The organism is Lysobacter enzymogenes, from assembly GCF_900106525.1.
GTDB lineage: Bacteria > Pseudomonadota > Gammaproteobacteria > Xanthomonadales > Xanthomonadaceae > Lysobacter > Lysobacter enzymogenes.
Map to the genome: position 1 here is coordinate 725,785 of NZ_FNOG01000002.1, position 24,421 is coordinate 750,205.

19 protein-coding genes and 1 pseudogene are annotated in these 24,421 nt (G+C 70.9%); 4 read left to right on the top strand and 16 right to left on the bottom strand.

The genetic code is table 11. The features are described 5' to 3' along the window. Positions 1-276: 276 nt before the first annotated feature. Positions 277-1,008 (top strand): hypothetical protein, encoded by a 732-nt coding sequence (locus BLU84_RS07325; RefSeq protein ID WP_139174758.1) that lies wholly within the window; start codon positions 277-279, stop codon positions 1,006-1,008. Between the two features lie 147 nt (positions 1,009-1,155). Here BLU84_RS07325 and BLU84_RS07330 read toward each other — a convergent pair. From BLU84_RS07330 to BLU84_RS07345, 5 genes and pseudogenes are all read right to left on the bottom strand, one after another. Further along, positions 1,156-1,987: pseudogene (locus BLU84_RS07330) on the bottom strand (TrmH family RNA methyltransferase); the annotation flags it as partial. Between the two features lie 264 nt (positions 1,988-2,251). Beyond that, complete coding sequence (locus tag BLU84_RS07335) at positions 2,252-2,809, bottom strand: GNAT family N-acetyltransferase (RefSeq protein WP_074864474.1); 558 nt, start codon at positions 2,807-2,809, stop codon at positions 2,252-2,254. A 176-nt stretch (positions 2,810-2,985) separates the two neighbouring features. Beyond that, positions 2,986-6,111 carry an efflux RND transporter permease subunit gene (locus tag BLU84_RS07340; protein ID WP_074864476.1) on the bottom strand — a complete coding sequence of 1,042 codons (3,126 nt, stop codon included), beginning with the start codon at positions 6,109-6,111 and terminating at the stop codon, positions 2,986-2,988. After that, complete coding sequence (locus BLU84_RS27075; protein ID WP_170849109.1) at positions 6,108-6,275, bottom strand: hypothetical protein; 168 nt, start codon at positions 6,273-6,275, stop codon at positions 6,108-6,110. Before BLU84_RS27075 ends, BLU84_RS07340 begins: the two co-directional genes overlap by 4 nt. Before the next feature lie 13 nt (positions 6,276-6,288). Next, positions 6,289-7,410 carry an efflux RND transporter periplasmic adaptor subunit gene (locus BLU84_RS07345; protein WP_074864478.1) on the bottom strand — a complete coding sequence of 374 codons (1,122 nt, stop codon included), beginning with the start codon at positions 7,408-7,410 and terminating at the stop codon, positions 6,289-6,291. A gap of 356 nt (positions 7,411-7,766) precedes the next feature. Here BLU84_RS07345 and cysK point away from each other — a divergent pair, with 356 nt between their 5' ends. Then, the gene (cysK, locus tag BLU84_RS07350; protein WP_074864480.1) at positions 7,767-8,723 is read left to right on the top strand and encodes a cysteine synthase A; all 957 of its coding nucleotides are present in this window, start codon (positions 7,767-7,769) and stop codon (positions 8,721-8,723) included. 157 nt (positions 8,724-8,880) lie between these two features. Here the strand turns inward: cysK and BLU84_RS07355 are convergent, their stop codons facing one another. The 4 genes from BLU84_RS07355 to BLU84_RS07370 all read right to left on the bottom strand — a co-directional run bounded on the left by BLU84_RS07355 (position 8,881) and on the right by BLU84_RS07370 (position 12,037). Beyond that, the gene (locus BLU84_RS07355) at positions 8,881-9,531 is read right to left on the bottom strand and encodes a hypothetical protein (protein ID WP_074864482.1); all 651 of its coding nucleotides are present in this window, start codon (positions 9,529-9,531) and stop codon (positions 8,881-8,883) included. A 66-nt stretch (positions 9,532-9,597) separates the two neighbouring features. After that, positions 9,598-10,227: a LysE family translocator gene (locus BLU84_RS07360; protein ID WP_074864484.1), complete on the bottom strand. Its 630-nt coding sequence runs from the start codon at positions 10,225-10,227 to the stop codon at positions 9,598-9,600. 102 nt (positions 10,228-10,329) lie between these two features. After that, the gene (locus tag BLU84_RS07365; RefSeq protein ID WP_074864486.1) at positions 10,330-11,340 is read right to left on the bottom strand and encodes a class I fructose-bisphosphate aldolase; all 1,011 of its coding nucleotides are present in this window, start codon (positions 11,338-11,340) and stop codon (positions 10,330-10,332) included. Positions 11,341-11,500: 160 nt separating this feature from the next. Beyond that, the gene (locus BLU84_RS07370; RefSeq protein ID WP_074864488.1) at positions 11,501-12,037 is read right to left on the bottom strand and encodes a hypothetical protein; all 537 of its coding nucleotides are present in this window, start codon (positions 12,035-12,037) and stop codon (positions 11,501-11,503) included. Between the two features lie 111 nt (positions 12,038-12,148). Here BLU84_RS07370 and BLU84_RS07375 point away from each other — a divergent pair, with 111 nt between their 5' ends. Next, positions 12,149-13,474: a hypothetical protein gene (locus tag BLU84_RS07375; RefSeq protein ID WP_074864490.1), complete on the top strand. Its 1,326-nt coding sequence runs from the start codon at positions 12,149-12,151 to the stop codon at positions 13,472-13,474. 202 nt (positions 13,475-13,676) lie between these two features. On the opposite strand, the gene pyk is transcribed toward BLU84_RS07375, so the two are convergent. Beyond that, a complete protein-coding gene (pyk, locus tag BLU84_RS07380) occupies positions 13,677-15,143 on the bottom strand; it encodes a pyruvate kinase (RefSeq protein ID WP_074864492.1) in 1,467 nt (488 codons plus the stop codon). 169 nt (positions 15,144-15,312) lie between these two features. Between pyk and BLU84_RS07385 the strand changes: the two genes are divergently transcribed. Beyond that, positions 15,313-15,939: a GNAT family N-acetyltransferase gene (locus BLU84_RS07385; RefSeq protein WP_083382390.1), complete on the top strand. Its 627-nt coding sequence runs from the start codon at positions 15,313-15,315 to the stop codon at positions 15,937-15,939. Between the two features lie 147 nt (positions 15,940-16,086). Here the strand turns inward: BLU84_RS07385 and BLU84_RS07390 are convergent, their stop codons facing one another. The 6 genes from BLU84_RS07390 to BLU84_RS07420 form a co-directional block, all read right to left on the bottom strand. Next, the gene (locus tag BLU84_RS07390; protein WP_074864494.1) at positions 16,087-16,302 is read right to left on the bottom strand and encodes a DUF6289 family protein; all 216 of its coding nucleotides are present in this window, start codon (positions 16,300-16,302) and stop codon (positions 16,087-16,089) included. Positions 16,303-16,385: 83 nt separating this feature from the next. After that, positions 16,386-16,610 carry a DUF6289 family protein gene (locus BLU84_RS07395; RefSeq protein WP_139174760.1) on the bottom strand — a complete coding sequence of 75 codons (225 nt, stop codon included), beginning with the start codon at positions 16,608-16,610 and terminating at the stop codon, positions 16,386-16,388. 312 nt (positions 16,611-16,922) lie between these two features. Beyond that, positions 16,923-17,582, bottom strand: coding sequence for an HAD hydrolase-like protein (locus BLU84_RS07400; RefSeq protein ID WP_074864500.1), 660 nt, complete (start codon positions 17,580-17,582; stop codon positions 16,923-16,925). Between the two features lie 3 nt (positions 17,583-17,585). Next, complete coding sequence (locus tag BLU84_RS07405; RefSeq protein ID WP_074864502.1) at positions 17,586-18,761, bottom strand: phosphoglycerate kinase; 1,176 nt, start codon at positions 18,759-18,761, stop codon at positions 17,586-17,588. Positions 18,762-20,211: 1,450 nt separating this feature from the next. After that, positions 20,212-21,591 (bottom strand): DUF3999 domain-containing protein, encoded by a 1,380-nt coding sequence (locus BLU84_RS07415; protein WP_074864505.1) that lies wholly within the window; start codon positions 21,589-21,591, stop codon positions 20,212-20,214. After that, positions 21,588-24,398 carry a DUF2339 domain-containing protein gene (locus tag BLU84_RS07420; protein WP_074864507.1) on the bottom strand — a complete coding sequence of 937 codons (2,811 nt, stop codon included), beginning with the start codon at positions 24,396-24,398 and terminating at the stop codon, positions 21,588-21,590. Before BLU84_RS07420 ends, BLU84_RS07415 begins: the two co-directional genes overlap by 4 nt. Positions 24,399-24,421 lie beyond the last annotated feature (23 nt).

Here is a 24,421-nt window from a genome sequence, read left to right on the forward strand (position 1 = left end):
TGTCGCGGTAAAGCCCTGGATCCCCGCCTTCGCGGGGATGACGGTAGGGAGGTTTCGCGGCGTCTGCCGAATCGCGACCCGCCGCTCCATCGCCCATCGCCCACCGCAGCGCAACGCCCCATCCGCACACCCGTGAACGCCGCGCATCGGCGCGCTGCGGCGAAACCGTAAACGCCCTCACGCTTTGACGCCGCGCGCCTGCCCTGTCCGCGCGCCGGTTTGCGTTATTTCGAAAACAGCGCGCCCGCCGGCCCGCATTTCGGATCCGCACCTTCGATGAGCGATGCCCGCAACGCCGCCGCCACCGCCGACCGCTCTCTGCGCGGCGATGGCGCGCGAACGCCGCTGCCGTCGCCCGAACGCGCCCTGCGCACGCTGTGGAACGCGCTGCGCGAGGCCACCCTCGCCCTCGGCGAGCAGGCGCTGGCGCAGCACAGCGAAGCGGCGCTGCGCGCCGACGCGGTCCTGGCCGCCGGCGTGCGCCGGCTCAAGCAGCGATTGTCCCAAGCCACCCTGTCCGCGGCCGACGACGGTCCGCACGCACCCGAGGCGACCATGACCGAAAGCACCGACAACGACAACGACGACGCCGGCGCCGCGCCGAACGCCCAACCCGGCACGCCGCCGCCCACCGGCGCGCCGCCGCGCGCGGACACCGAAGCGCCGCTGGAACCCGAAGAATTGCTGGAGCGGCTGCGCGCCGCGCTCGCCGGCCACGGCGGCGGCGAGCCGTATCAGTACACCGGCGTGCATCAGCAGATCGAATCGGCGCTCAAGCAGTCCAACGAAGCCGTGCTGGGCGCGGCCGGCGAATTCGCCTACGGCCACCGCGCCGCCACCGACGCGTTCGCGGCGGGCCTGCGCAAGGTGTCCGACGCGCAGCACCGGCAGAACCTGCAGACCCTGCAGGCCGCCGCGCTGGCGGTATGCCTGGACGCGATGCTCAAGCAGCCCGATCAGGCCGAGGAGTACGCCGGCCTGCTCGAGGCGATCAAGCACATCGTTTGAGCGCGGCCGGGAATCGGGAACCCAGAAACGGCAACCGCGGATCGGCACCACAGAACCGAGAACGAAGAACCGGGAATCGGAAAACGTCGTCGCCGCGATCCAGTCGTTCGCCGCACAACGCCTTTCCGATTCCCTGTTCTTAGCGCTTCAGTGCCGCGACCGCCAAGCCGCAAGCAGCACCGCCGTGGCCGCGGCGACGTTGAGGCTCTCGACCCGCCCCGTGCCCGGAATCGACAGGCGCCGGTCGCAGGCCGCGGCCAGTTCGCGGTCCATGCCCTCGCTTTCGGCGCCAAGCACGTAGATCAGACGCGGCGGCAACGGCGCGGCGAACACGTCCTCGCCGCCGTCGACCACGGTCGCGGCCAGTTCGAAGCCGGCGCCGCGCAACTGGGCCAGGGCGTTGTCGCTGCGGCCCATGCGCACCATCGGCACCGCTTCGGCGCCGCCTTCGGCCACGCGCGCGGCCGCGCCGGACAGGGCCAGGGTCGAATCCTTCGGCAACAGCACCGCGCTCACGCCGAAATGCGCGGCCGAACGCAGGATCGCGCCGAGGTTGTGCGGGTTGCCGACGCCGTCGAGCCACAGCGCCAGCTGCGGGCCGGCGGGCAGATCGCGCAGCCAGGTCGACAGCGGCGCGGCTTCCTCGCGCAGCACCTCGGCCACCACGCCTTCGTGGTGGCCGCTGGCGGCGAGCTTGTCCAGGTCCTGGGTCTCGACCACGCGATAGCCGACCCGGTTGGCCACGCACCAGGCCAGCATCGGCTGCAATTGCGGGATGCGCGGCGCGTCCAGGTACAGCTTGCGCAGCGCCTGCGGCCGGCGCGCGAACACCGCGCGCACCGCGTTCAGGCCGTACAGGCGGATCTCGGCGTCGCGACGGGCGCGCTGCGGGTGCGGCGCGCCCAATCCTTGGTCGCCCTGATCGTCGTCGTCGTCGCGGCGTTGATGGCCGCGGTCGTGGCGCTCGTGGCGGCTGCCGCGCGGGCGATCGTCGTGCTCGCTGCCGTCGTGGCGCGTGCGCTGGTCGCGGCGCTGGTCGCGCGAATGCGGATGATGCGAACCGCCGCGCTCGCGCCACGGGCCCTGCCCTTCGCCGCCGCCGGGACTGGCGGGAACGCCCGGTGCGCCCGGGCCGGCCGCTCCGCCGGGGCCGCCAGGACCTCTGGGTTCGCCCGCACCGCGGTGGGCGCCGCCCGCGCCATAGGGGCTGCCGGGCGGCTTGCGCGGGCCGCGCGGGGGATCGTCACGTCGCATCTTGCAGGCTCCTTCTCACCTTCGCGAACACTCGCAGGTCGTGCAATTGGCCGTGCTTGTACACGGCGCAGCGCTGCACGCCCTCTTCTTCGAAACCGTTCTTCGCCAACACCCGCGCCGAGGCCGGATTGCCGTCCAGCACCGTCGCGTACAAGCGGTACAGCGCCAGATGCCGCATCGCCCACGGCGCGAACGCGCCGACCACCCGGGTCATCAGGCCGGCGCCCCACAGCGGGCGGCCGAGCCAATAGCCGAATTCGGCGCCGTGCGCGCGTTCGCCGCGGCCCGGATGCGCGCCGATGCCGCCGACCGCGCGGCCGCCGACCTCGATGGCGAACACCGGATGATCGAGATCGACCACCTGGCCTTCGAGGAAACGCTCGCCGTCCTGGCGCGTGTACGGATACGGAAACCGGTCGCTGAGCCCGCGCGAAACCTCGGCGTCGTCGGCATGGGCGACCAGGCTGTCGAGGTCGTCGCGGCGCCAGGGACGCAGCAGGAACCCCTCGCCCTGCGGCGGCGGGAGGGTGGCGGGGTCGGCGTTCATGCGCGTAGCCTAATTTCGCCGGCGGCGGGCTGCAAACCCGCCCCCTGCCAAGCCTCGCTTCTCTCTGTAGGAGCGGCGCGAGCCGCGACCGCGACAACGCAACTGCGGCGCAGGTTTCGTCGCGGGCGCGTTGTCGCGGTCGCGGCTCGCGCCGCTCCTACAGCAGGCGGCCGCCGTTACGCGTGGCCGCCGACTTGCGGGGTTTCTTCCTCCAGCCGCTCCAGCTCATGCGCCACCGCGTCGGGCGACTTGGTGAAGCGCGCCAGCAGCACGTAGAACGCCGGCACGATGAACAGCGACAGCAGGGTCGAGAACGACACGCCGAAGATCACCACCACGCCGATGGTGGCGCGGCTGGCCGAGCCCGGGCCGCCGGCCAGCACCAGCGGCACCGCGCCGACCACGGTGGCGATCGAGGTCATCAGGATCGGGCGCAGGCGCACCGCCGAGGACTCGACGATGGCCTGGTGGATGCTGCGGCCTTCGTCGCGCAACTGATTGGCGAATTCGACGATGAGGATGCCGTTCTTCGCCGCCAGCCCGACCAGCATGACGATGCCGATCTGACTGAACAGGTTCAGCGTGCCGCCGGTCATCCACAGCCCGAGCAACGCGCCGAGCACGCCCAGCGGCACGGTCAGCATGATCACGAACGGGTGGATGAAGCTCTCGAACTGCGCGGCGAGCACCAGATACACCACCAGCAGCGCCAGGGTGAAAGTCATCAGCACCGCGCCGCCGGCCTTCTGGTATTCGCGCGATTCGCCCTTCCAGTCGATCTGCGCGTGCTCGGGCAGTTCCTCGGCGACGACCTGGTTCAACCACGCGATCGCCTCGCCGACGGTGTAGCCCGGCGCGACGCCGGCGCTGACGGTGATCGCGCGCAGGCGGTTGAAGCGGTTGAGGCTGCCGGCCTCGGCCAGTTCTTTCAGAGTGACCAGGTTCGACAGCGGCACCAGCCCGCCGTCGCGCGCGCGCACCTGGATCGCGGCGAGGTCGGCCGGCGAGGCGCGCAGGTCGCGGTCGGCCTGCACCATCACGTCGTATTCCTCGCCGTTCTGGACGAAGGTGGTGACCCGGCGCGAACCCATCAGGGTCTCCAGCGCGTGGCCGATGTCGGTGACGCTGACGCCGAGGTCCGCGGCGCGCTGGCGGTCGATCTCGACCCGCATCTGCGGCCGGGTTTCCTTGTAGTCCGAGTCGGCCGAGAACATGCCCTTGTTCTGCTCGATCCGGGCCAGGATGCGGTCGCGCCACTGCGCCAGTTCGGCGTATTCGGGGCCGCCGAGCACGATCTGGATCGGCTGGCCGCGGGTGCGCACCAGGCCGCCGCCGACCTGCGGCAGCGCGCGCACGCTCGGCAGCGCGCCGAGTTCGGCGCGCAGGCTGTCGGCGACCTGCGCGGTGCTCTTCTCACGCTGCTTCCAGTCCTGCAGGAACACCGCGATGCGGCCGGTGTGCATCTCCTCGCTGGCGCCGAAACCGCCGGGCACACGCGGGTTGTAGCGCTGGATGGTCTGGTCCGGGCCGGTGTGGGCGGCGACGATCTTCTCGACTTGCTGCACCTGCTTGACCGTGTAGTCGAAGCCGGCGCCTTCCGGGCCCTGGATCGAGATCTGGAACGAGCCGCGGTCTTCCTGCGGCGCCAGTTCCGACGGCACCAGCTTGAACAGGCCGAAGCTCAGCGCCAACGCCGCCAGCAACAGCGCGCCGAACAGCCAGGGGCGCTCGACCGTGCGGTCGAGCAGGCCGCGATAGCCGCCGCTGAGCGCGTCCAGGCGCGCGTTGATCCAGCGGTTGACCGGATTGGATTTCTCCTGGCTGTGCGGGCGCACGAACTTGGACGACATCATCGGCGTCAACGTCAGCGCCACGAACGCCGACAGCGCCACCGCGCCGGCCAGCGCCACCGACAGCTCGCGGAACAAACGCCCGGTGTTGCCCTCCATGAAGCCCACCGGCAGGAACACCGCCACCAGCACCGCGGTGGTGGCGATCACCGCGAAGGCGACCTGCTTGGTGCCGCGCGCGGCCGCGACCAGCGCCGGCTCGCCGAGGTCGGCGCGGCGCTGGATGTTCTCCAGCACCACGATCGCATCGTCCACCACCAGGCCGATGCACAGCACCAGCGCCAGCAAGGTCAGCAGGTTGATCGAGAAGCCGAACGCGTACAGCGGAATGAACGCGGCGATCAGGCACACCGGCACCGTCACCGCCGGGATCAGCGCGGCGCGGAAGCTGCCGAGGAACAGCCAGATCACGATCAGCACCAGGACGATGGCCTCGACCAGGGTGTGGTAGACGCGCTCCACCGCCGATTCGATGAACACCGTGGTGTCGAAGGCGACGAAGATGTCGGTGCCTTCGGGCAGGGTCGGACGGATCTTGTCGGCTTCCGCGCGCACCGCGCGGGCGACGTCGAGGCTGTTGGCGGTGGAGGTCTTGACGATGCCCAAACCGATGTTGGGCTCGCCGTTGCTGCGGTAATAGGCGCGGCGCTCGGCCGATTGCAGCTCGATCTTGGCCACGTCCCCCAGCCGCACCACATAGCCGTCGGCGCCCTTCTTCAGCGGGATCTGGGCGAAATCGCCGGGCTTTTGGTAGCTGCGCGCGACGCGCAGGGTGAAGTCGCGCGACTGCGATTCGATCCGCCCGGCCGGCAGCTCGACGTTCTCCGCGCGCAGCGCGTTCTCGACTTCGTTGACGGTGATGTCGCGCGCGGCCAGCGCGTCCTGGTTGAGCCAGATGCGCATGGCGTAGCGCTGCTGGCCGCCGATGCGGACCTGGGCGACGCCGTCGACCGAAGACAGCCGGTCCACGACGTAGCGGTCGGCGTAGTCCGACAGCTGCAGCGTGTCCATCTTCTTCGAACTCATGTTGAGCCACAGCACCGGGTCGGAGTCGCTTTCGACCTTCTCCACCTCCGGCGGATCGGCCTCGTCGGGCATGCGGTCCATGACCCGGCTGACCGCGTCGCGCACGTCGTTGGCGGCCGCTTCGATGTCGCGCTGCAGGGTGAACTCGATGCTGACCGAGGCTCGGCCGTTGACGCTGCGCGATTCGATGGTCTCGATGCCTTCGATGCCGGCCAGCGCGTCTTCCAGCACCTGGGTGATGCGGGTTTCCACCACCGCCGCCGAAGCGCCGGGGTAGCTGACGTCGACCGAGACGATCGGCGGGTCGATCGCCGGCAACTCGCGCAGGGTCAGGCGCGAGAACGCCATGATTCCGAGCACGATCAGCAGCAGGCTCATGACCGTGGCGAACACCGGCCGGCGGATGGAGACGTCGGACAGCTTCATCGGCGCGGCTCTCCGTTACCGCTGCCGCGGCGGGTCGGCGCGCCGCGCTTGGCCGGCACGTACACCGGCGCGCGGCCGTCGCCTTCGCCGCGCGCTTGCTCGCCGCGCTCGCGCTCGGACGCCGGCGCCACTGCGCGCAGCGATTTGAGAACCCACGCCTTCAACGCCCGCGCCGCCTTACCCATTGCGGCCGTCCCGCGCGGCGCCCGCCGGCGCGCCGGCTTCGCGCGTCTGCGCGCCGGCCGCCTGCACCTTGCTGCCGGCGCGCAGCTTGCCGGTGCCGTCGACGACGATGGTGTCGCCGATCTCCAGACCGTCGAGCACTTCGGCCAGGCCTTCGCGGCGCGCGCCGATGCGCACGTCGGCGCGCTCGACCGTGGCGTCGGGCTTGAGCCGGTAGACATAGGAATCGTTGCCGACCTGCACCACCGAGATTTCCGGCACCAGCAGCGCCTGCCGTTGCGGCTGCAGCAGGGTCACCTGCACCAGCATGCCCGGGCGCAGCAGGTGGCCGGCGTTGGCGAAGTCGGCGCGCACGGTGACCGCGCGGGTGGCCGGGTCGACCCGCGCATCGACGGTGGCGACCGTGCCCTCGAAGCGCTTGCCGGCATACGCGGCGCTGGTGCCGCTGACGCTCTGGCCCTTGGCCACGCGCGCGAGCAGGGTTTCGGGCACCGGGAAATCGATGTAGACGCGCTCGGTGTCGTCGAGCGTGGCGATCGCCGTGCCCGGCGTCACCAGCGCGCCGGGGCTGACCTGGCGGATGCCGAGCACGCCGGCGAACGGCGCGCGCACCTGGCGGTCGCCGATGTCGGCCTTCATCTGTTCGACCCGCGCTCGGGTCGCGTCGCGGGTGGCGCGCTGGGTGTCCAGGGCCGAGCGCGCGATCAGCTGCTGCGCGGCCAGTTCGAGCTGGCGCTGGTAGAGCTGCTCGGCTTCCTTGGCGGTCGCCTCGGCCTGGGCCAGCGCGGCCTGCTGCGCCTTGCCGCTGAGGGTGACCAGCGACTGCCCGGCGGCGACGTGGTCGCCGCTGTCGAAATGCACGCTCTGCACGATCTCGCTGACCTTGGCGGTAACGGTGACCGACTCGCGCGCCTTGACGTTGCCCAGCGCCTGCACGGTGTCGTTCCAGGCGCGCAGGCGCACCTGTTCGGTGGTCACCGGAGTCGGCCGGTCGCCCTGGCCGCCGCCGGGTCCGCCGCCTTGGCCGGCCTGCGGCTTGCCGCCCTTGCCGCACCCGGCCAAGGCCAGGGCGAACGCGAATAGGCAGCCGTAACGAAAGGCGGAACGTGGTCGCATGCGGTTCTCTGAACGGGGCGGGCCGGGGTGCTGGCGTATGGAAGCGAGGGCGCGGATCGGAAGGCGTAGCGGCATCCCTCTCCCCAAGGGCGCCGCGCGAGCCGTCGCAGGTGGACGGCGAAGCCGCGCGATTCTAGCGGTCGCGTATGAACGTGCGCGTGGGCCATTGGTTGACCGGCGTCGCCTCCGATTCGGCAAAGTGTCCGGAAAATCTGCCCGCAGCGCGCCTGCAATCCGCCTGCAACGTGCCTGCCGAAGCCGTCGGCCCGCCGCGTTGCCCGCCCGCAACCTCCAGCGACACCGCCGCGCCGCGAACCCGGGGGCATACTCCAGGCTTCCCCCCACGGAGCCGTCCCATGATCTACGACAGCATCCTGCAGACCATCGGCCGCACCCCGGTGGTGCGCCTGCACCGGCTCGGGCCGGGCCACGTCAGCCTCTACGCCAAGGTCGAAGCGTTCAATCCCGGCGGCTCGGTCAAGGACCGCCTGGCCCTGGCGATCGTTCTGGACGCCGAGGCGCGCGGCCTGCTCAAGCCCGGAGACACCGTGATCGAGGCGACCTCGGGCAACACCGGCGTGGCCCTGGCGATGGTGTGCGCGGCGCGCGGCTACCGCTTCGTCGCGGTGATGACCGAAACCTTCTCGATCGAGCGGCGCAAGCTGATGCGCGCCTACGGCGCCAAGGTGATTCTGAGCCCGGCCGCCGAGCGCGGCAGCGGCATGGTCCGGCGCGCGGCCGAACTGGCGGAAAAGCACGGCTGGTTCCTGGCCCGCCAGTTCGAGAACCCGGCCAATCCGGCGTTCCACCGCAACACCACCGCGGCCGAAATCCTGCAGGATTTCGCCGGCCGCCGGCTCGACCACTTCGTCACCGGCTGGGGCACCGGCGGCACCCTCACCGGCGTGGCGCAGATGCTGCGGGTGGCGCGGCCGGAGGTGCGGGTCACCGCCAGCGAACCGGCCGGCGCGGCGCTGCTGAGCGGCAAGGATTGGGCGCCGCACAAGATCCAAGGCTGGACCCCGGACTTCATCCCCGCCGTGCTCGACCGCGAAGCCGCCGACCAGATCGTGCCGGTCGACGACGTGCTCGCGCGCGACACCGCGCGCCGGCTGGCGGCCGAGGAAGGCCTGTTCGTCGGCATTTCCGCCGGCGCGACCATGGCCGCGGCCTTGCAGGTGGCGCAATCGGCGGATCCGGGATCGGTGGTGCTGGCGATGCTGCCCGACACCGGCGAGCGCTACCTGTCGACGTTCCTGTTCGAGGGCGTGAACGAGGGCAGCGACGAGGAGTGGTTGGCGTCGTTGGAGTGAGGCCGCGCGGGGGTTCGGCGGTTTCGTCGCAGTCGCAGTGGCGCGGTCGCGGCTCGCGCCGCTCCTACATGGGCTCCCTGTAGGAGCGGCGCGAGCCGCGACCGCGACCTCACACCTACGACGAAACCCACGCGACCGCCGTCCTACCGCCGACCTGTCACCACACGAACCACCACACCGCCACCGCCGCGATCGCCACCAACAACGCCCACAGCATCACCCGACCGTTGTTGTCGCCGGCCGCGACGGTCGCGCCGCCGCCCGCGCCGCGCTGCTTGCGCGCGATCTCATGCTCGGCGATGCGGCGCAAGGCTTGGGCCGAAGTCGCCCCGTATTTGCGCTCCAGCAACTGCCAGGCCGCGCCGCGGTCGCCGGCGCGCAGCAAGGCGAGCACGTCCGCGGGCAGATCGCCCGTCGTCGCGACGGGCTCGCGCGAAGACGCCGCGGCCGCGCCGGCATCGCCGCGCATATGCGCTTCCACCCGCTGCTTGGCCGTGCGCAGATCCACGCCGTGGGCCAGGCGCACCAGCTTGATCGCCTCGATGACCTGACCGCGCAGCAACGCGTCGACCGCCGCCGCAGGCAAGCCGGAAACGTCTCGCACGTCGTCGGCCGACGATGAAGACGAAGACGACGGCGCAGACCCCGCGGCCAACGCATCGATACGCGCATCCACCGCCGCCTTGGCCGCGCGCAGCGACGCGCCGGGATTGGCGTCGAGCACCGCCTTGATCGCCTCGATCTTGCGATTGCCGCCGAGCATCGCATCGACGCGCGGCGGAACGAACAGACCCGGTTCGGACGACATCGCAGGCTCCACACGGCGGACCAAGGCGCCCAGCCTAGCCGCGCCCGGCCGCGCGCGCCACGCCGTTCAACGCGACGCCAGCGCCAGCCGCGCGCCGAAGCCGAGCATCATCGTGCCGATCAGCCCGTCCAGCGCGCGCGCCACCCGCGCGCTGCGCATCGCCCCGGCCATGCGCGCCGAACCGATCGCGACGATGCCCAGCCACACCGCACCGATGCTGTAGTGCAGGCCGATCATCAGCATCGAGTCGCGCGCCATGTGCGGGCCCGGCGCCAGGAACTGCGGCAGGAAGGCCAGGTAGAACATCGCGATCTTCGGGTTCAGCGCATTGGTCAGCGCGCCCTGCGCGAACGCGCGCCACAGGCTGGACGCCGGCGCGGCCAGCTCCAGCGCCGGCGCGTCCGCGCGCGGCCGCAGCGCCGCGCGCAGCGCTTTGACGCCCAGATACGCCAGATAGAACGCGCCGAGCATCTTGACCGTCCAGAACGCGCGCTCGGAATACATCAGCAGCTGGGTCACGCCGAGCGCGAACAAGGCCACATGGAACAGCCCGCCGCTGGTGGTGCCGGCCGCCGCGGCCAGCCCGCGCCGCGCGCCGCCGGCGACCGCGTTGCCCATGACCAGGAAGGTGTCGGGGCCGGGCATCAGGGTGAGCATCAGCGCGGCGACGGAGAAAGCGAGCCACTGGGTTTCCATGAGCGGTTCCGATGAGCCGTGGACGAAGGTGCCGAAGGGGAAGCCGCGAAACGAAAAACGCCGGCGCGAGGCCGGCGTTTTCGGGGTCCGCGAAGTCGCAGCTTACGCCGCCGACTTCCACTGGCCCAGCGCGGCCAGGCCGTTGGCCTTGGCGCGCTCGTACACGGTCTGCTGGGCGCGGTCGTAGTTGTTGACCAGGTCCTGCGACCACAGCTTCAGCGCCGCCGACTGCATCGCGCGGCCGTAGGAGAACGACAGCGGCCACGGGTTCGGGCCCATCTGGTTCATGGCGTTGAGGTGGGCGGTGGCGGCCTCGTCGGACTGGCCGCCGGACAGGAACACGATGCCCGGCAGGGTCGCCGGCACGGTCGACTTCAGGCACTGCAGGGTCGCCGCGGCGACTTCCTCGACGCTGGCCTGCTCGGCGGCGGTGGTGCCCGGCACGACCATCGAGGCCTTGAGGATGGTGCCCTCGAGCAGCACGCTGTGCTCGTACAGCGCGCCGAACAGCGAGCGCAGGGTGACCTCGGTGACTTCGAAGCAGGTGTCGATGTCGTGGCTGCCGTCCATGATCACTTCCGGCTCGACCATCGGCACCAGGCCCTGCTCCTGGCACAGCGCAGCGTAGCGCGCCAGCGCGTGGCTGTTGGCCTCGATGCAGGTGCCCGACGGGATGTCGTCGCTGATGTTGATGACCGCGCGCCACTTGGCGAAGCGGGCGCCGAGCTTGTAGTACTCCTCCAGGCGCGCGCGCAGGCCGTCGAGGCCTTCGGTGACCACTTCGCCCGGGAAGCCGGCCAGCGGCTGCGGGCCCTTGTCGACCTTGATGCCCGGGATGATGCCGTGGTCGGCCATGTGCTTGGCGAACGGCACGCCGGCCTTGGTCGACTGGCGCAGGGTTTCGTCGAACAGGATCGCGCCGGAGATGTATTCGTTGAGCTTCGGCGTGGCCAACAGCAGCTCGCGGTACGCGCGGCGATTCTCTTCGGTGTTCTCGATGCCCACGCCGGCGAAACGCTTGGCGATGGTGGTCGTCGACTCGTCGATCGCGATGATGCCCTTGCCCGCGGCGACCATCGCCTGGGCGGTTTCGGCAAGCTGTTCGATGCTCATGGAGATCCTGCGGCAGCGGTGGGAAGCCCGCGATTATAGCCGCTGACGGTGAACCTTGCCGGTGCGCGCGGCCTTCCGAATCAGGCACTTGCGCCCAGTTTCGGCGGTAATCGTTTTCAAGCGCGCAGGCATCGATGCCGATGCGCGCCGCCTCGCCCGTTCAGTCGGCCGCGTCCCGGCCGTAGCGCATGCGCTGCACCCAACGGGCCAATCCCTTGCCGCGCAACAGGCAGACCAGGCCGAGCGCGAACTGCATCGCCGTGGCGGCCACGCCCGGCCAGACATCGAGCGCGTACTGGGCGGGGTCGTAGCCCTCGTTGCGCAGCCCGCGCAGCGCGAGCAGCCGGATTGCCCAGAAAACGCCGTCGATGAGCCCGGCCAACAGATGCCAGGCGCCGATCGCGGAAATCGCCAGTCCCAGCCAGACCGACGGCGCCAGATCGCTGTCGAAGCTGTGTTCTTGCGGCCGCGCCAGCGCCAACCGCGCGAACTTGTCGGCGTAGATCCAGAGCAAGGCGATGACGATCAGCCCGGTCAGCGCCATCGCGGCGATCCAACTGGCGGAATGCTCGACTCCGGGCATCTGCGCGCTGGCCTGCAACTGTCCCGGCAACGCGACGATCAGTGCGACCAGGCTGTAAACGGCGGCGGCGCGGATGGCCACGCACAGCAGGGTATAGGCGTTGGTGCGGATCATGCGCGGAATCCTTTCGGCGATGCGGCCGTTCGCGCATGCTACCCACGATTGCGCCGGCCAGCGACAAGGCCTAGCCTGCGCAGCCAGGATTTCCCGCCAAGGATTGCAACGATGTCGTTCGCCCGCTCCCCGATGCCCCGCCGCCTGCTGCTCGCCGCCGCGCTCGCCGCCGTCAGCGCCGCCCACGCCGGCCCCGCCGACGACGAATACGCCGCCGCCGTCGCCTCGTGCAAGGCCGCGCCCAAGTCCGGCACCCGCTACGTCGCCGTCACCGGCGCCTTCATGCGGCCGGTGCCGCGCGCCGACGGCGGGCTGGTGGCGCGCATTCCGATCGCCTCGCCGGTGCAGATCGAATGCGAGCGCGACGGCTGGGTGCGCGCCAGCGCCGAGCAGCCGGCGCCGTCGATCGGCTGGATCCGCGCCGACCTGCTGCAGGCCAAGGCGCCGACCCTGGCCTCGCTCAACGCCGACTACGCTGCGGCCGCACCGGATCAACGCAAGACCGTGGCCGAGCGCATCGTCGCGCTGGCGCCGTACCAGGCGCGCGGCCATCAGCAGTTGATCGACGCGCTGACCGCCGCCGGCGACGCCGAGGGCGCGCGCAAGGCCGCGGCGATCCGCGACCGCCTGCTCGATCCCAAGCCCGAGCGCCTGAGCGGCGAGCCGAAGCTGCTGTTCGTGGTCGAGCGCGGCTACGTCGCGCCGGTCGCGCGCATCGGCGAAGACGGCCGCTATCAGGAAGCCGACGCCGGCGCGCGCTATTTCCCGCCGCTGCGCGGCCTGTACTTCTTCCGCAACGGCGGCACCGACGGCGTCGCCCAGGTGCTCGACGAAGCGCTGTCCGACGTCACCGGCGAGGCGCACGTGCGGATCGCGCCGGCCACCGCGCGCAGCGAGCAGGCGCGCGGCCTGGCCAGCAACTTCGCCGCCACCGCCGCCAAGCCGGCCGCAGCCGCCGCGGTGCCCGCGGCCGCACGCAAAGCTGCCGAGGACGCGCTGCGCGCAGGCCTGCGCCAACAGAAGGTCGAACGCGCGCAGATCGAACGCGCGCTCAAGGCCAAGCCCGACCACGAGCGCGACCTGGGCCTGGAACTGCACAGCTTCGACGCCGGCAGCGCCGGCCCGGTGACCGTGGCCACGGTGGTATGGAACCTGCCGCCGGCCGGCCCGGACCAGGGCGAAACCAGCGTCGCCGCCTCGGCGATCCTGGAAGGCGACGGCAAGGGCGGCTACCGCGTGGTCGGCAGCCAGAGCGACTCCAGCGCCGGCGACGCGCTGGAAACCCCGCGTTTCTTCGAACGCCTCGACCTCGACGGCGACAGCGTGCCGGAACTGATCTTCCAGGTCGGCCAGTACGAAGGGGTCAACTACCAGATCTGGTCGCGCAAGAGCGGCCAGTGGAAGCGGGTGTACCAGGGCGGCTACGTCGGCGTGTGAGCGGCGCGATCTTCCTGTAGGAGCGGCGCGAGCCGCGACCGCGACAACGCAACTACGCCGCAACCTTCGTCGTGGCTGCGTTGTCGCGGTCGCGGCTCGCGCCGCTCCTACAGGGGTAGCTTCGCACGTTGCGCAGGGATCCGATAAAAAAAGCCCCGGCCGATGCCGGGGCTTTTTTGTCGCTGCGCTGCAGGCGCGGGCCTTACAGCTCGCCCAGGCCCTCGGCGCTGCCACCCTCGCCCACCTGCAGCAGACGCAGCGTGTTGGTCGCGCCGTGCTGCTCCATCGTATCGCCGCTGGTGAAGATCATTCGCTCGCCGGCTTCGAGCATGCCCGCGTCGAACAACTGCTTGACCACGTTGCGCGCGGCGTCGCGCGAGGCCATGCCGCGGCTGTCGAAATCGATCGGATAGACATCGCGCATCAGCGCCATGCGCCGGCGCGCGCCGGCGTGGCGCGAGAACGCGTAGATCGGCGCGTTCGAGCGGAAACGCGACAGGAAACGCACGGTGCCGCCGGATTCGGTCATCGCCACGATCGCGCGCACGCCGATGTGCTCGGACAGGAACATCGCCGCCATCGCGATGGCCTGGTCGGCGCGCTCGAGGTTGCGCGGCGCGGCTTCGAAATCGGTGTCGTGGTTGAACTGGCGTTCGGCGCCCAGGCAGATGCGCGACATCGCCTCGACCGCCTTGACCGGATAGCGGCCGGCCGCCGATTCCTGCGACAGCATCACCGCGTCGGTGCCGTCGATGACCGCGTTGGCGACGTCGAGCACTTCGGCGCGGGTCGGGATCGGGTTGTCGACCATCGACTGCAGCATCTGGGTGGCGGTGATCACCACCCGGTTGCGCGCCAGCGACTCGCGGATGATCTTCTTCTGCAGGCCCGGCAGTTCGGCGTCGCCGATCTCCACGCCCAGATCGCCGCGCGCGACCATGACCACGTCGCTGGCGTCGACGATTTCGGTCAGGTTCTCGATCGCCTCGGCGCGCTCGATCTTCGACACCAGCGCCGCGTCGCTGCCGGCGGCGCGGGCGATGCGGCGGGCGTCGTTCATGTCCTGGGCGTTGCGGCAGAACGAGACGGCGATGAAGTCCACGCCGATCTGCGCGGCCACGCCGATCAATTCCTTGTCGCGCTCGGTCAGCGCGCCCAGCGACAGGCCGCCGCCGAGCTTGTTGAGGCCCTTGCGGTCCGACAATGCGCCGTCGTTGAGCACGGTGGTGACGATGCGCTCGCCCTCGACCGCGCCCACGCGCAGTTGCAGCAGGCCGTCGTCGAGCAGCAGCACATCGCCGGGAGCGACGTCGCCGGGCAGGCCGAGGTAGCTCACGCCGACTTCGCGCAGATTGCCCGGCGGCGGGTTTTCCGCGGCGATCAGGTCGAAGCGGTCGCCGGCCTTGAGCAGCACCCGGCCTTCGGCGAAGCGCTCGATGCGGATCTTCGGGCCCGGCAGGTCGGCGAGGATGCCGACTTCCACCCCGACCCGCTGCGCGGCGTCGCGCACGGCCTGGGCGCGGGCGACCTGCGAGGACGGATCGCCATGGGAGAAATTCAGGCGGACCACGTCGACGCCGGCCTTGAGCAGGGCGTCGAGCACGCCCGGCGGATCGGTGGCCGGGCCGAGCGTGGCGAGGATCTTGGTGCGTCGCGGACTGTGGGACATGGCAGACTCTCTGGACTGCCGGCCACGCTAGCATAGCTTGGCTGCATTGCGCGGCCTCGGCGGCGCATCCGCGGGCACGCGCGAGCGCGATCCGCGACGCGGTCTGCGGCACGTACCGCACCGCATCGTCGCCGCCTCGCGAACGCTTCCTTTCGATCCGGAATCCTCCATGCCGCTACCGCTTTCGCCGCCCAGCCAGGCCATCGCCGATGTCCTCGCCGCTCTCGACGGTTTCCCGCTGCTGCAAGGCCCGCGCGTGCGCCTGCGCGGCCCGCGCGAGGACGACGATGCGGCGCTGTTCGCGCTGTTCGGCGATGCGCGGGTGATGCGCTACTGGAGCCGCCCGCCGATGCAGAGCATCGATGAGGCGCGCGAGCAGATCGCGCGGATCCAGGCCGACATGGCCGAGCGCCGGCTGATCAACTGGGCGATCGCCGACGAGAACGACGCGCTGGTCGGCACCTGCACTTTGTTCCGCTTCGATCCCACGCACCGCCGCGTCGAACTGGGCTATGCGCTGCATCCGGACCACTGGGGCCGCGGGTTGGCGCGCGAGGCCGCGTCGCTGGCGCTGGATTGGGCGGTCGACGTGGTCGGGTTCCACCGGATCGACGCGGGCATCGACCCGGACAACCTCGCCTCGCGCGCGCTGCTGCACCGGCTGGGCTTTCTCACCGAGGGCGTGCAGCGCGAGAGTTTCTTCGTCGGCGAGCGGGTCACCGACAGCGAATTGCTGGGGCTGTTGGCCAGCGACTGGCGCCGCCAGCGCGAGACCGCGGCGGCCGCGGCGCGCTGAGGCGCGCGGCGCACGCAGGAACGCACCTGCGCGAGGAAGACAGCGCCGCGCCGGCAACGGCCGCGCGCGGCGCAGGCGACGACAAGGTCGCGCCGCGCGCCGGCGCCGCAGTCACGGGCTTGCGGCGGGCGCGCGGCCGCGAGACGGTCAGTCGCAGACCCAGGTCCGGCGCTGGTAATGCTCGGTGCGCACGCCCCATTGCAGCAACTCGCCGCTGCAATGCGCGGTAACGCCGCCGACGAGTTCGCCGGCGGCATCGTAGTAACTGACCGAATATCCCTGGTACGGCGGTGCGGCGTGTACGCCGACGGCGGCGCCGGCGGCCAGGACCAGGACGAAGACTGCGAGGGCGGCTTTGCGCATGACGCGAACTCCTTCGATCGGTGGGAAGAAACCGGCCGTGCGCACCGCCTCGTCGCGGCAGCGCGCGCGGCCGGCGGACGGGCTCAGCTTTCGACCGCGCAGCCCTGGGTGAAACGCTTGTTGCTGCCGCTGGTGTCGCCCCAGCGGCCGTCGGCGGCGCCGCAACCGGCGGTCCACTTGCCGATCGGCGCGCCTTCGGCGTTGTAGTAGATCCAGGTGCCCTGCCAGCTGTTGGCGACGGCGGCGAACGAAGCCCCGCCGGCCAGCGCCACGGCGAAGACCGCGGCGAACAATCCGATACGACGCATGCAGTTGCTCTCCCGAGTTCGCGGCGCTCATTCGCCGCGACTGCACGCTAGCCGAGCGCGGCCGCGCGGTGAGGCGACGATTGTCATGCCGCTTGTCATGCGTTTGTGCAAGCGTGATTGGTTTGGCTTTTGCCATCGCGCAAGAAAGCGCAAAGCGTGCGCGAATGCGGAAACTCGTCGCGTCGTGGCGTTGGACGGCCGCCCGCCGGCGCGCGCCACACGCCCGTGCGACGCGACGGCGGGCAAAAGAGCGGCCGCGATGCGGCCGCTTCGATGTTCCCCGATGGCGCGGGCCGCGCCCGCGCGCCGCGCTCAGGCGGCGAGCAGTTGCGGCAACTGCGCCGGCGCCGCGGCGATGCGGCGGGCGCCGGCGTCGCGCAGTTCCTGCTCGCTGCCGAAGCCCCACAGCACGCCGACGCCGGTCATGCCGTGCTCGGCCGCGCCTTCGATGTCCATGCGCCGGTCGCCGATCATCACGCACTGCGCCGGCTGCAGGCCGAAGCGGCTCAGCGCCTCGGCGATCAGCTCGACCTTGTGGGTCAGGCGGCCGTCGTCGGTGCAGCCGACGATGTCCTCGAAGTACGCGCCGAACGGCAGGTGGCTGAGGATCTTGCGCGCGTTGTTCTCGTTCTTGGCGGTGACCACGGCCATGCGGTAGCCGGCCGCGCGCAGGCCCTCGAGCAGTTCGGCGATGCCGTCGTAGACGCTGTGCTCGGTCCAGCCCTCGCGGCCGTAGCGCTCCAGATACAACGCCACCGCCTGTTCGACCTTGTCCTCGTCGCCCAGCAGCGGCTGGAAGCTAGTGCGCAGGGCCGGGCCGATCCAGCCGCGCAGGGCCTGCTCGTCGGGCACCGGATGGCGCATGGTTTCCAGCGCGTAGGCGATCGAGCGGGTGATGCCGACCGAGGAATCGATCAGGGTGCCGTCGAGATCGAAAAACAGCACCGGTTGCGGTTGCGGTTGCGCGCTCATCGCTCAGCCCGCGCGCTGCTTGAGCGCGGCCACGGCCGGCAGTTCCTTGCCTTCCAGGAACTCCAGGAACGCGCCGCCGCCGGTGGAGATGTAGCTCACCTCGTCGGCGATGCCGTACTTGTCCACCGCCGCGAGCGTGTCGCCGCCGCCGGCGATCGAGAACGCCTTGGACGCGGCGATCGCGCGCGCCAGCGTTTCGGTGCCCTTGCCGAACGCGTCGAATTCGAACACGCCGACCGGGCCGTTCCACACTACGGTGCCGGCCTGGGCGATCAGTTCGGCGTAGCGCGCGGCGGTGTCCGGGCCGATGTCGAGGATCATGTCGTCGGCGCCGACCGCGTCGACCGCCTTGACCGTGGCCGGCGCGTCGGCGGCGAAGGCCGGCGCGACCACCACGTCGCTCGGCACCGGGATGTCGGCGCCGCGCGCCTTGGCGTCGGCCATGATTTTCTTGGCGGTGTCGATCAGGTCGGTCTCGACCAGCGACTTGCCGACGTTGTGGCCCATCGCGGCGATGAAGGTGTTGGCGATGCCGCCGCCGACGATCAGCTGGTCGACCTTGGACACCAGCGACGCCAGCAGTTCCAGCTTGGTCGAGACCTTGGAGCCGGCGACGATGGCCAGCAGCGGCCGCGCCGGGTTGTCCAGCGCCTTGGCCAGCGCGTCGAGCTCGGCCATCAGCAGCGGGCCGCCGGCGGCGGTCTCGGCGAAGCGGATCGCGCCGTGGGTCGAGGCCTGGGCGCGGTGGGCGGTGCCGAAGGCGTCCATGACGAACACGTCGCACAGCGCGGCGTACTTGCGCGCCAGCGCCTCGTCGTCCTTGCCTTCGCCGACGTTCATGCGGCAATTCTCGAGCAGCACCAGCTGGCCCGGCTGCACCTCGACGCCGTCGACCCAATCCTTGACCAGCGGCACGTCGATGCCGAGCAGTTCCGACAGCCGCTGGGCCACCGGCGCCAGCGAATCGGCCTGGCTCCACTGGCCTTCCTTCGGCCGGCCCAGGTGCGAGGTCACCATGACCGCCGCGCCCTTTTCCAGCGCCAGCTTGAGGGTCGGAATCGCGGCGAGGATGCGCAGCTCGGAGGTGATGCGGCCGTCGTCGATGGGGACGTTGAGATCTTCGCGGATCAGCACTCGCTTGCCGGCGAGATCTAGGTCAGTCATGCGGACGATGGACACGGGGCCTCCTGGGGCGATACAGCGGGGGTGAGGTACGCGGCGGGGCCGCGGCCGGCCCTGGGGGCGCGGCTTGGGGCGGCTATTGTCGCGGGGGTGGGCGGCGAAGGGAACCTTGTGGCCTGAATGGTGGCGGATTTGCGGGGGCCGGCACGGTCGCGGTGGCGATTGCGCGGGATGGGGGTGGCGGTGGGGTTCGGAGGCGGTGTGCGTTTCGCGGTAGCCGAATTGGCGCGGTCGCAGCTTGCGCAGCTCCTACAGGGGCTGCGGCCGGTGGCGTAATCGAAACAGCGACGTTCCTTGCCTCTTGAAACGCCAGCAACAGCCCCGCTGTTGCTCTTGCTGTTGCTCTTGCTGTTGCTCTTGCTGTTGCTCTTGCTGTTGCTCTTGCTCTTGCTGTTGCTCTTGCTGTTGCCCTTCGCTCCCCCCGCCGCCCCGAACTCGCCACAGGCAATCAGAGACCCGAAGGGCGGCGCGCAGGACGCGCGCCGTGCGCCACCCAGGCCATGGATGGCCTGTGTGGCGCATCCCTGCGCAAGCTCCGACCCATAGTGGCTCTTGATTCGAAAACAAGGAAAGCGCCTTTCTTTGGTTACTTTCTTTGTTGCTTTGGACAAAGAAAGTAACCCGGCCGCTTGCGGACGGAAGCATTTGATCTTCGCTGGTCATCACTCGCCGCAATGACCGCGGTGGTGGATCGTATCCGACTGTAGGAGCGGCGCGAGCCGCGACTGCGCCAATGCAACTACGACGAAACCTTCGCAATGGCTGAGTTCTCGCGGTCGCGACTTGCGTCGCTCCTACAGGGGCTTCGGCCAGTTTCGTATCCGACTGTAGGAGCGGCGCGAGCCGCGACTGCGCCAATGCAACTACGACGAAACCTTCGCAATGGCTGAGTTCTCGCGGTCGCGACTTGCGTCGCTCCTACAGGGGGCGTTCCGCGGTAGCTTTCGTCGTTACTCGCATACCGAGTGAGGACAAGCCGCAATCCAAAGCTTCCGTCCGCAAGCGGCCGGGTCACTTTCTTTGTCTTGCCAAAGAAAGTAACCAAAGAAAGGCGCTTTCCTTGTTTTCGGATCAAGAGCCACTAGGGTTCGGTGCGTTCGCAGGGATGCGCCACACAGGCCATCCATGGCCTGGGTGGCGCACGGCGCGCGTCCTGCGCGCCGCCCTTCGGGTCTCTATTTGCCTGTGGCGAGTTCGGAGCGGCGGGGGGAGCGAAGGACAACAGCAATGGCAACGGCAACGGCAAAATGGATTCCGGCTTTCGCCGGAATGACGGGCTGAGGGTTACGTTGCCAGTTCATGTCTCGCGCAAAATCAAAACGGGCCGCAGTCTTGGTTGGAACGACGGCTTGGGATCGCTCCCGCATCTGCGACGTTCCAACCAAAACCACAGCCCATTTCGTCATTGCCGCCGAAACCGCCCGCACGAGCGTCCCGGCACGAAAATTTACGCCTGCGGCGCCTTGCCCGATCGCAGCAAGCTCATCGCGAACCCCACCACGATCAACGCGCCGGCCACCAGCACCGCCCACAGCAGCCACGAGCGCCAGTCGCGCTCGGGCGCGGCTGGCACCAGCGCTGCGGCGCCGGCGAGGTCGCTCGCGGCGCCCAGGGTGGCGTCGGCCGGGCGCCATTCGTTGCCGCGCGAGCTGCGCAAGGCGTCGACCAACTGCGCCAGCGGCGAGTCCGCGCGCGCGGCGCGGGCGCTGCCGGCGACCAAGGCGTACGGCGGCTGTCCCTGGGCCAGGAATACCGCCACTTCGGGGCGATAGCCCAGGCGCAATACCGGTTCGCCCGGCACCGCGCCGCTCGCGCGCAGGCGCCACAGGCGGTCGCGGCTGACGCCGGCGAGCTGGCGCGCGGCGGAGCGGTCGCCCGCGCCCTGCCCGGCCACCGCGTAGGCCATCCACGGGCCGGCCTGCGCGCGCCAGCCTTCGTCTTCGCTGTCGCGGCTGTCCAGGCGCCATTGCAGCGCGTGGTTGCCGGGCAGTGCGACGTCGGCCTGCTGGATCGGGAAACGGCCGTCCAGGCGGTATTCGAAGGCGACGCTGCCGTCCTTGAGTTCGACCCGCGCGCCCTTGAGTTCGCGCCACTGCAGCGGCGCGCCGGCCGCGCCAGCGGCCAGTTCGGCTTCGACCGCGACGATCTGCGCGGCGCGCTGCGGGTCTTGCGGGGTCAGGCGCAGGTAACGCGCTTGCTCGCCGACCGCGTCGAAGGCGATGCGGCGCTGCTGCAGACGGCGCCCGTCGCGCTCCAGATCGACCAATCGGCCGCTGCTGTTCACGCTGCGCCAATGGTCGAGATCGTCGCTGGCCTCAACCGAGTACGCCGCGTCCAGCGCCGCGCCCGGCGCCCATTGCAGTTGCAGCGCCTGGATCGGCGCGCGCACTGCGCTGGCGTCGATCAGCAGCGAGGTCTGCGGCAGCTTGGTCGCGCCGGCGGCGGTGCTGCGCGCCTCGACCCGGCGCAGGCGGCCGTCGGTTTCCACTTCGCTGACGAGCTCCCAACCTTGCGCGGCGCCGGACGACGACGCGGCCGGCAGCGGGAACCACGGCAGCGCGCGATGCTGCGGCGCGCGCGCCAACGGCTGCTCGGGCGCGAACACGTCGGAAGGCACGCTGGCGCCGGACGCGTCGATCACGTCGATGTCGCGCAACTGCGCGCTTTGCGCCTGCGCGTACACCGCCGGATCGAGCACGACGCGATACGCGCCGCCGTCGTCGCGGCTCAGTTGCAGCGGCCACTGCTGCGCGTAGTCCTGACGCGGCGCGGCGCTCAGCGGCAAGGCCAGCGCCAGCAGCGCGAAGGCGAGAGAACGAGGCTTCATGCGGAGGCATCCTGCGGGGGGCGTTGATCGGGAGGAGTGTCGTCGTTGTCGGTTTCGTCGCTGCCGGCGTCGGCATCGGGCTGGGCGTCGCGCGACGGCGGCGCCGGCGCGAAGTAGCCCACCAGCAGGCACAACAGGCCGTAAGCGATGAACGAGGCGATGCCGAGCAGGTTGCCGAGATGGCCGCGGTCGACCGTGAACAGCTTGACCAGCACCACGCCCATCAACACCGCACTGGCCATCCACAGCCCGCGCTGGCCGCGGCGCGAGCCGACGATCCAGCCAGCCACGCCGAGCACGCTCCACACCACGGTCAGGCTGGTCTGCACCAGGCTGGCCGAGAGCATCGACGGCCCCCACGGCACCGCGCCCCAGAAGTGCGCGCTGCGCAGCACCTCGACCGTGATCAGGCCGAAGCCGGCCAGCGCCAGCAGCGGCACCCGGCGCGCGCGCAAGTCGTCGCCGACCATCGGCGAGGCCAGCCAGGCGCCGAGCAGCAACAGCACCGCCCACTGCACCAGCCCCATCGGATTGAGCAGCGGCAGCCACAGCAGCGGGCGCGGATCGGCATCGACGCTCAACAACGCCGCCACCGCCAACACCAAGAACACGATGAAACTGGCGCAGGCGCCGTAGCGCCATTGCGCGAAGCGCGGCGCCACCGGCCAACCGGCCCAGCGCGGCCGCCACACGCACGCCGCGGCGATCGCCAGCGCCGGCAGCAGCGCCGCCGCCAAGGTCCAGCCGTTGCCCAGGCGATCGCCCAGGCCGGCGCCCTTGCCCAGCCACAGGCACAGGCTCGCGCCCAACACCAGCGCCCACGACCACAACCAGGCCAGATGCGCGAACGCCAGCTCGCCCTGGGCGCGTTCGCGCAGCGCCATCAGGCTACGCGCGCCCAGCGCCGCATACGCCGCCCAGGCCAGCCAGCCCCAGTCGCGCAGCGGCCAGCCGTGGGCTTCGATCTGCGCGAACGCCAGCGGCGCCGCCACGCCCAGCGCCAGCATCGCGGTCGCCGACAGCGCCTTCCACGAATGGCGGGCGAAGGTCTCTGCGGCCAGCCAACCGGTCGCGACGAACAGGATCAGCCACACGTCCGCACGCGTCGGCGCGGCGACGAAGTCGACGATCTGGCTGCCGAACGCGCCCAGCCACCACGCCAGACCCCACAGGTAATAGAGCAACGCGAGCGGCTTGAGGCTGTCGCTGCGCCGATAGCTCGCCGCGCTGGCCAAACCCGCCAGCGCGATCAGCAAGGCGCCGGCGAAGCTGGCGTTCAACAGCGCCTGCTGCGCGTCCCAGACCTCGTCGCTGGCGCCGATCGCGAACGCCATCGCCGCGGCGACCTGCAAGCCGGCGCCGGTCAGCTGCGGCAACAGCCGCTGCTGGCGCAGACCCAGCCAGGCCAGCGCGGCGCCTTCCAGCGCGAACACGCAGGCGGTGGCCTCGGCGGCCAGCGCCAGCGGCACCGCCAGGGTGGCGAAGCCCACCGCCAGCAGCGCGTACGGCACGCTCAGCGCAACAAAGCGCTGGTCGCGGCGCAGCCACCACGCCAGCGCCGCGTACAGCGCGCCCAGGCCGAGCGCGCAGAACGCCAGCGGCATGCGCGCGCCTTCCAGCAGGCCGGCCTGCAAGGTGAAAGCGATCAGCGGCGTGCCGAACACCAGGCAGCCGTCGATCAGGTCGCGCCGGCCGGCGGCGCGGCGGCGCGCGTACAGCACCGGGATCAGCAGGTAGAAAGCGAAGAACAGCAGCAGGAACGGTTCGGTGGTGGAGTAATGCTCGGGCCGGTACTTGAGCACGCCCCACAGACTGCCGATGCCCCAGGTGAAGGCGAAGCCGAGCAGGTTCAGTACGCGCCACGGCCGCCACCAGGCGATGGCGAAGATGCCGGCGTTGAGCACGGCGTAATAACCGAACAGGGCGACGTGGTTGCCCGAGCCGGTGGACAGCCAGATCGGCGCGAGGAAGCCGGCCAGGATCGCGAACACCGCCAGCGCCAGCGCGTTCTGCTTCACCGACAGCACGCCGGTGCCGGCCACCAACACCACGCTGAGCGCGAACGCGGCGCCGGCCGGGATCATGCCGTAGAGCTTGAACGCGGCGAACACCACCAACAGCAGCACGCCGATCGCGCCACCCTGCAGGCTCAGCCCGAACACCCGCTTGCGTTCGCGCTGGCGCCAGCCGAACACCAGCGCGGCCAGCGCCGCGGCGGCGACGCCGGCCAGGCGCAGCTCCACCGGCACGCGCATCCAGCCCTGGTCGCTGGCGTACTTGAGCAGCGCGGCGACGCCGGCCAGCAGCACCAGCATGCCGACCTTGACCGGCACGTTGCCTTCGGTGAACCAGCGCCGCAGCCAGCGCGCGGCGACGGTGAAGACGTCCGGCGGCGGCGGCGCGGCCGGGGCGCGCGGCGCCTGCGGGCGCGGCGGCGCGGCGGGCGCGGCGATGGGCGGCGCGGTCGCGGGCAGCGGCGGCGGTTGCGCCGGAGTCGGCGCGGACCGCTCGGGTGCGGGAGGCGTGGGTGGGGCTGTCGCAGGCGGCGCCGTTGTCGGCGGCGTCGCGGCGGCGACCGACGCCGTCGCAGCGCGCTCGCCCTGCGCCCGCGCCGCGTTTTCGCGCGCCACCAGCTCGGCCAGGGTCGCCTCGTTGCGCGTCGGCCCGCCCGACTGGCGCAGGCGCTCGACTTCGCGCTCCAGCCCGGCCACCCGGCCGCGCACGGAGGAGAGCTGGACCAGCGCCACCACCAGCAGCACCGGCACCGCCAGGACCACCAGCACCAGCAAGACAATCAGCGATTCCATCACGCTTTCCCCTATCCTTATGG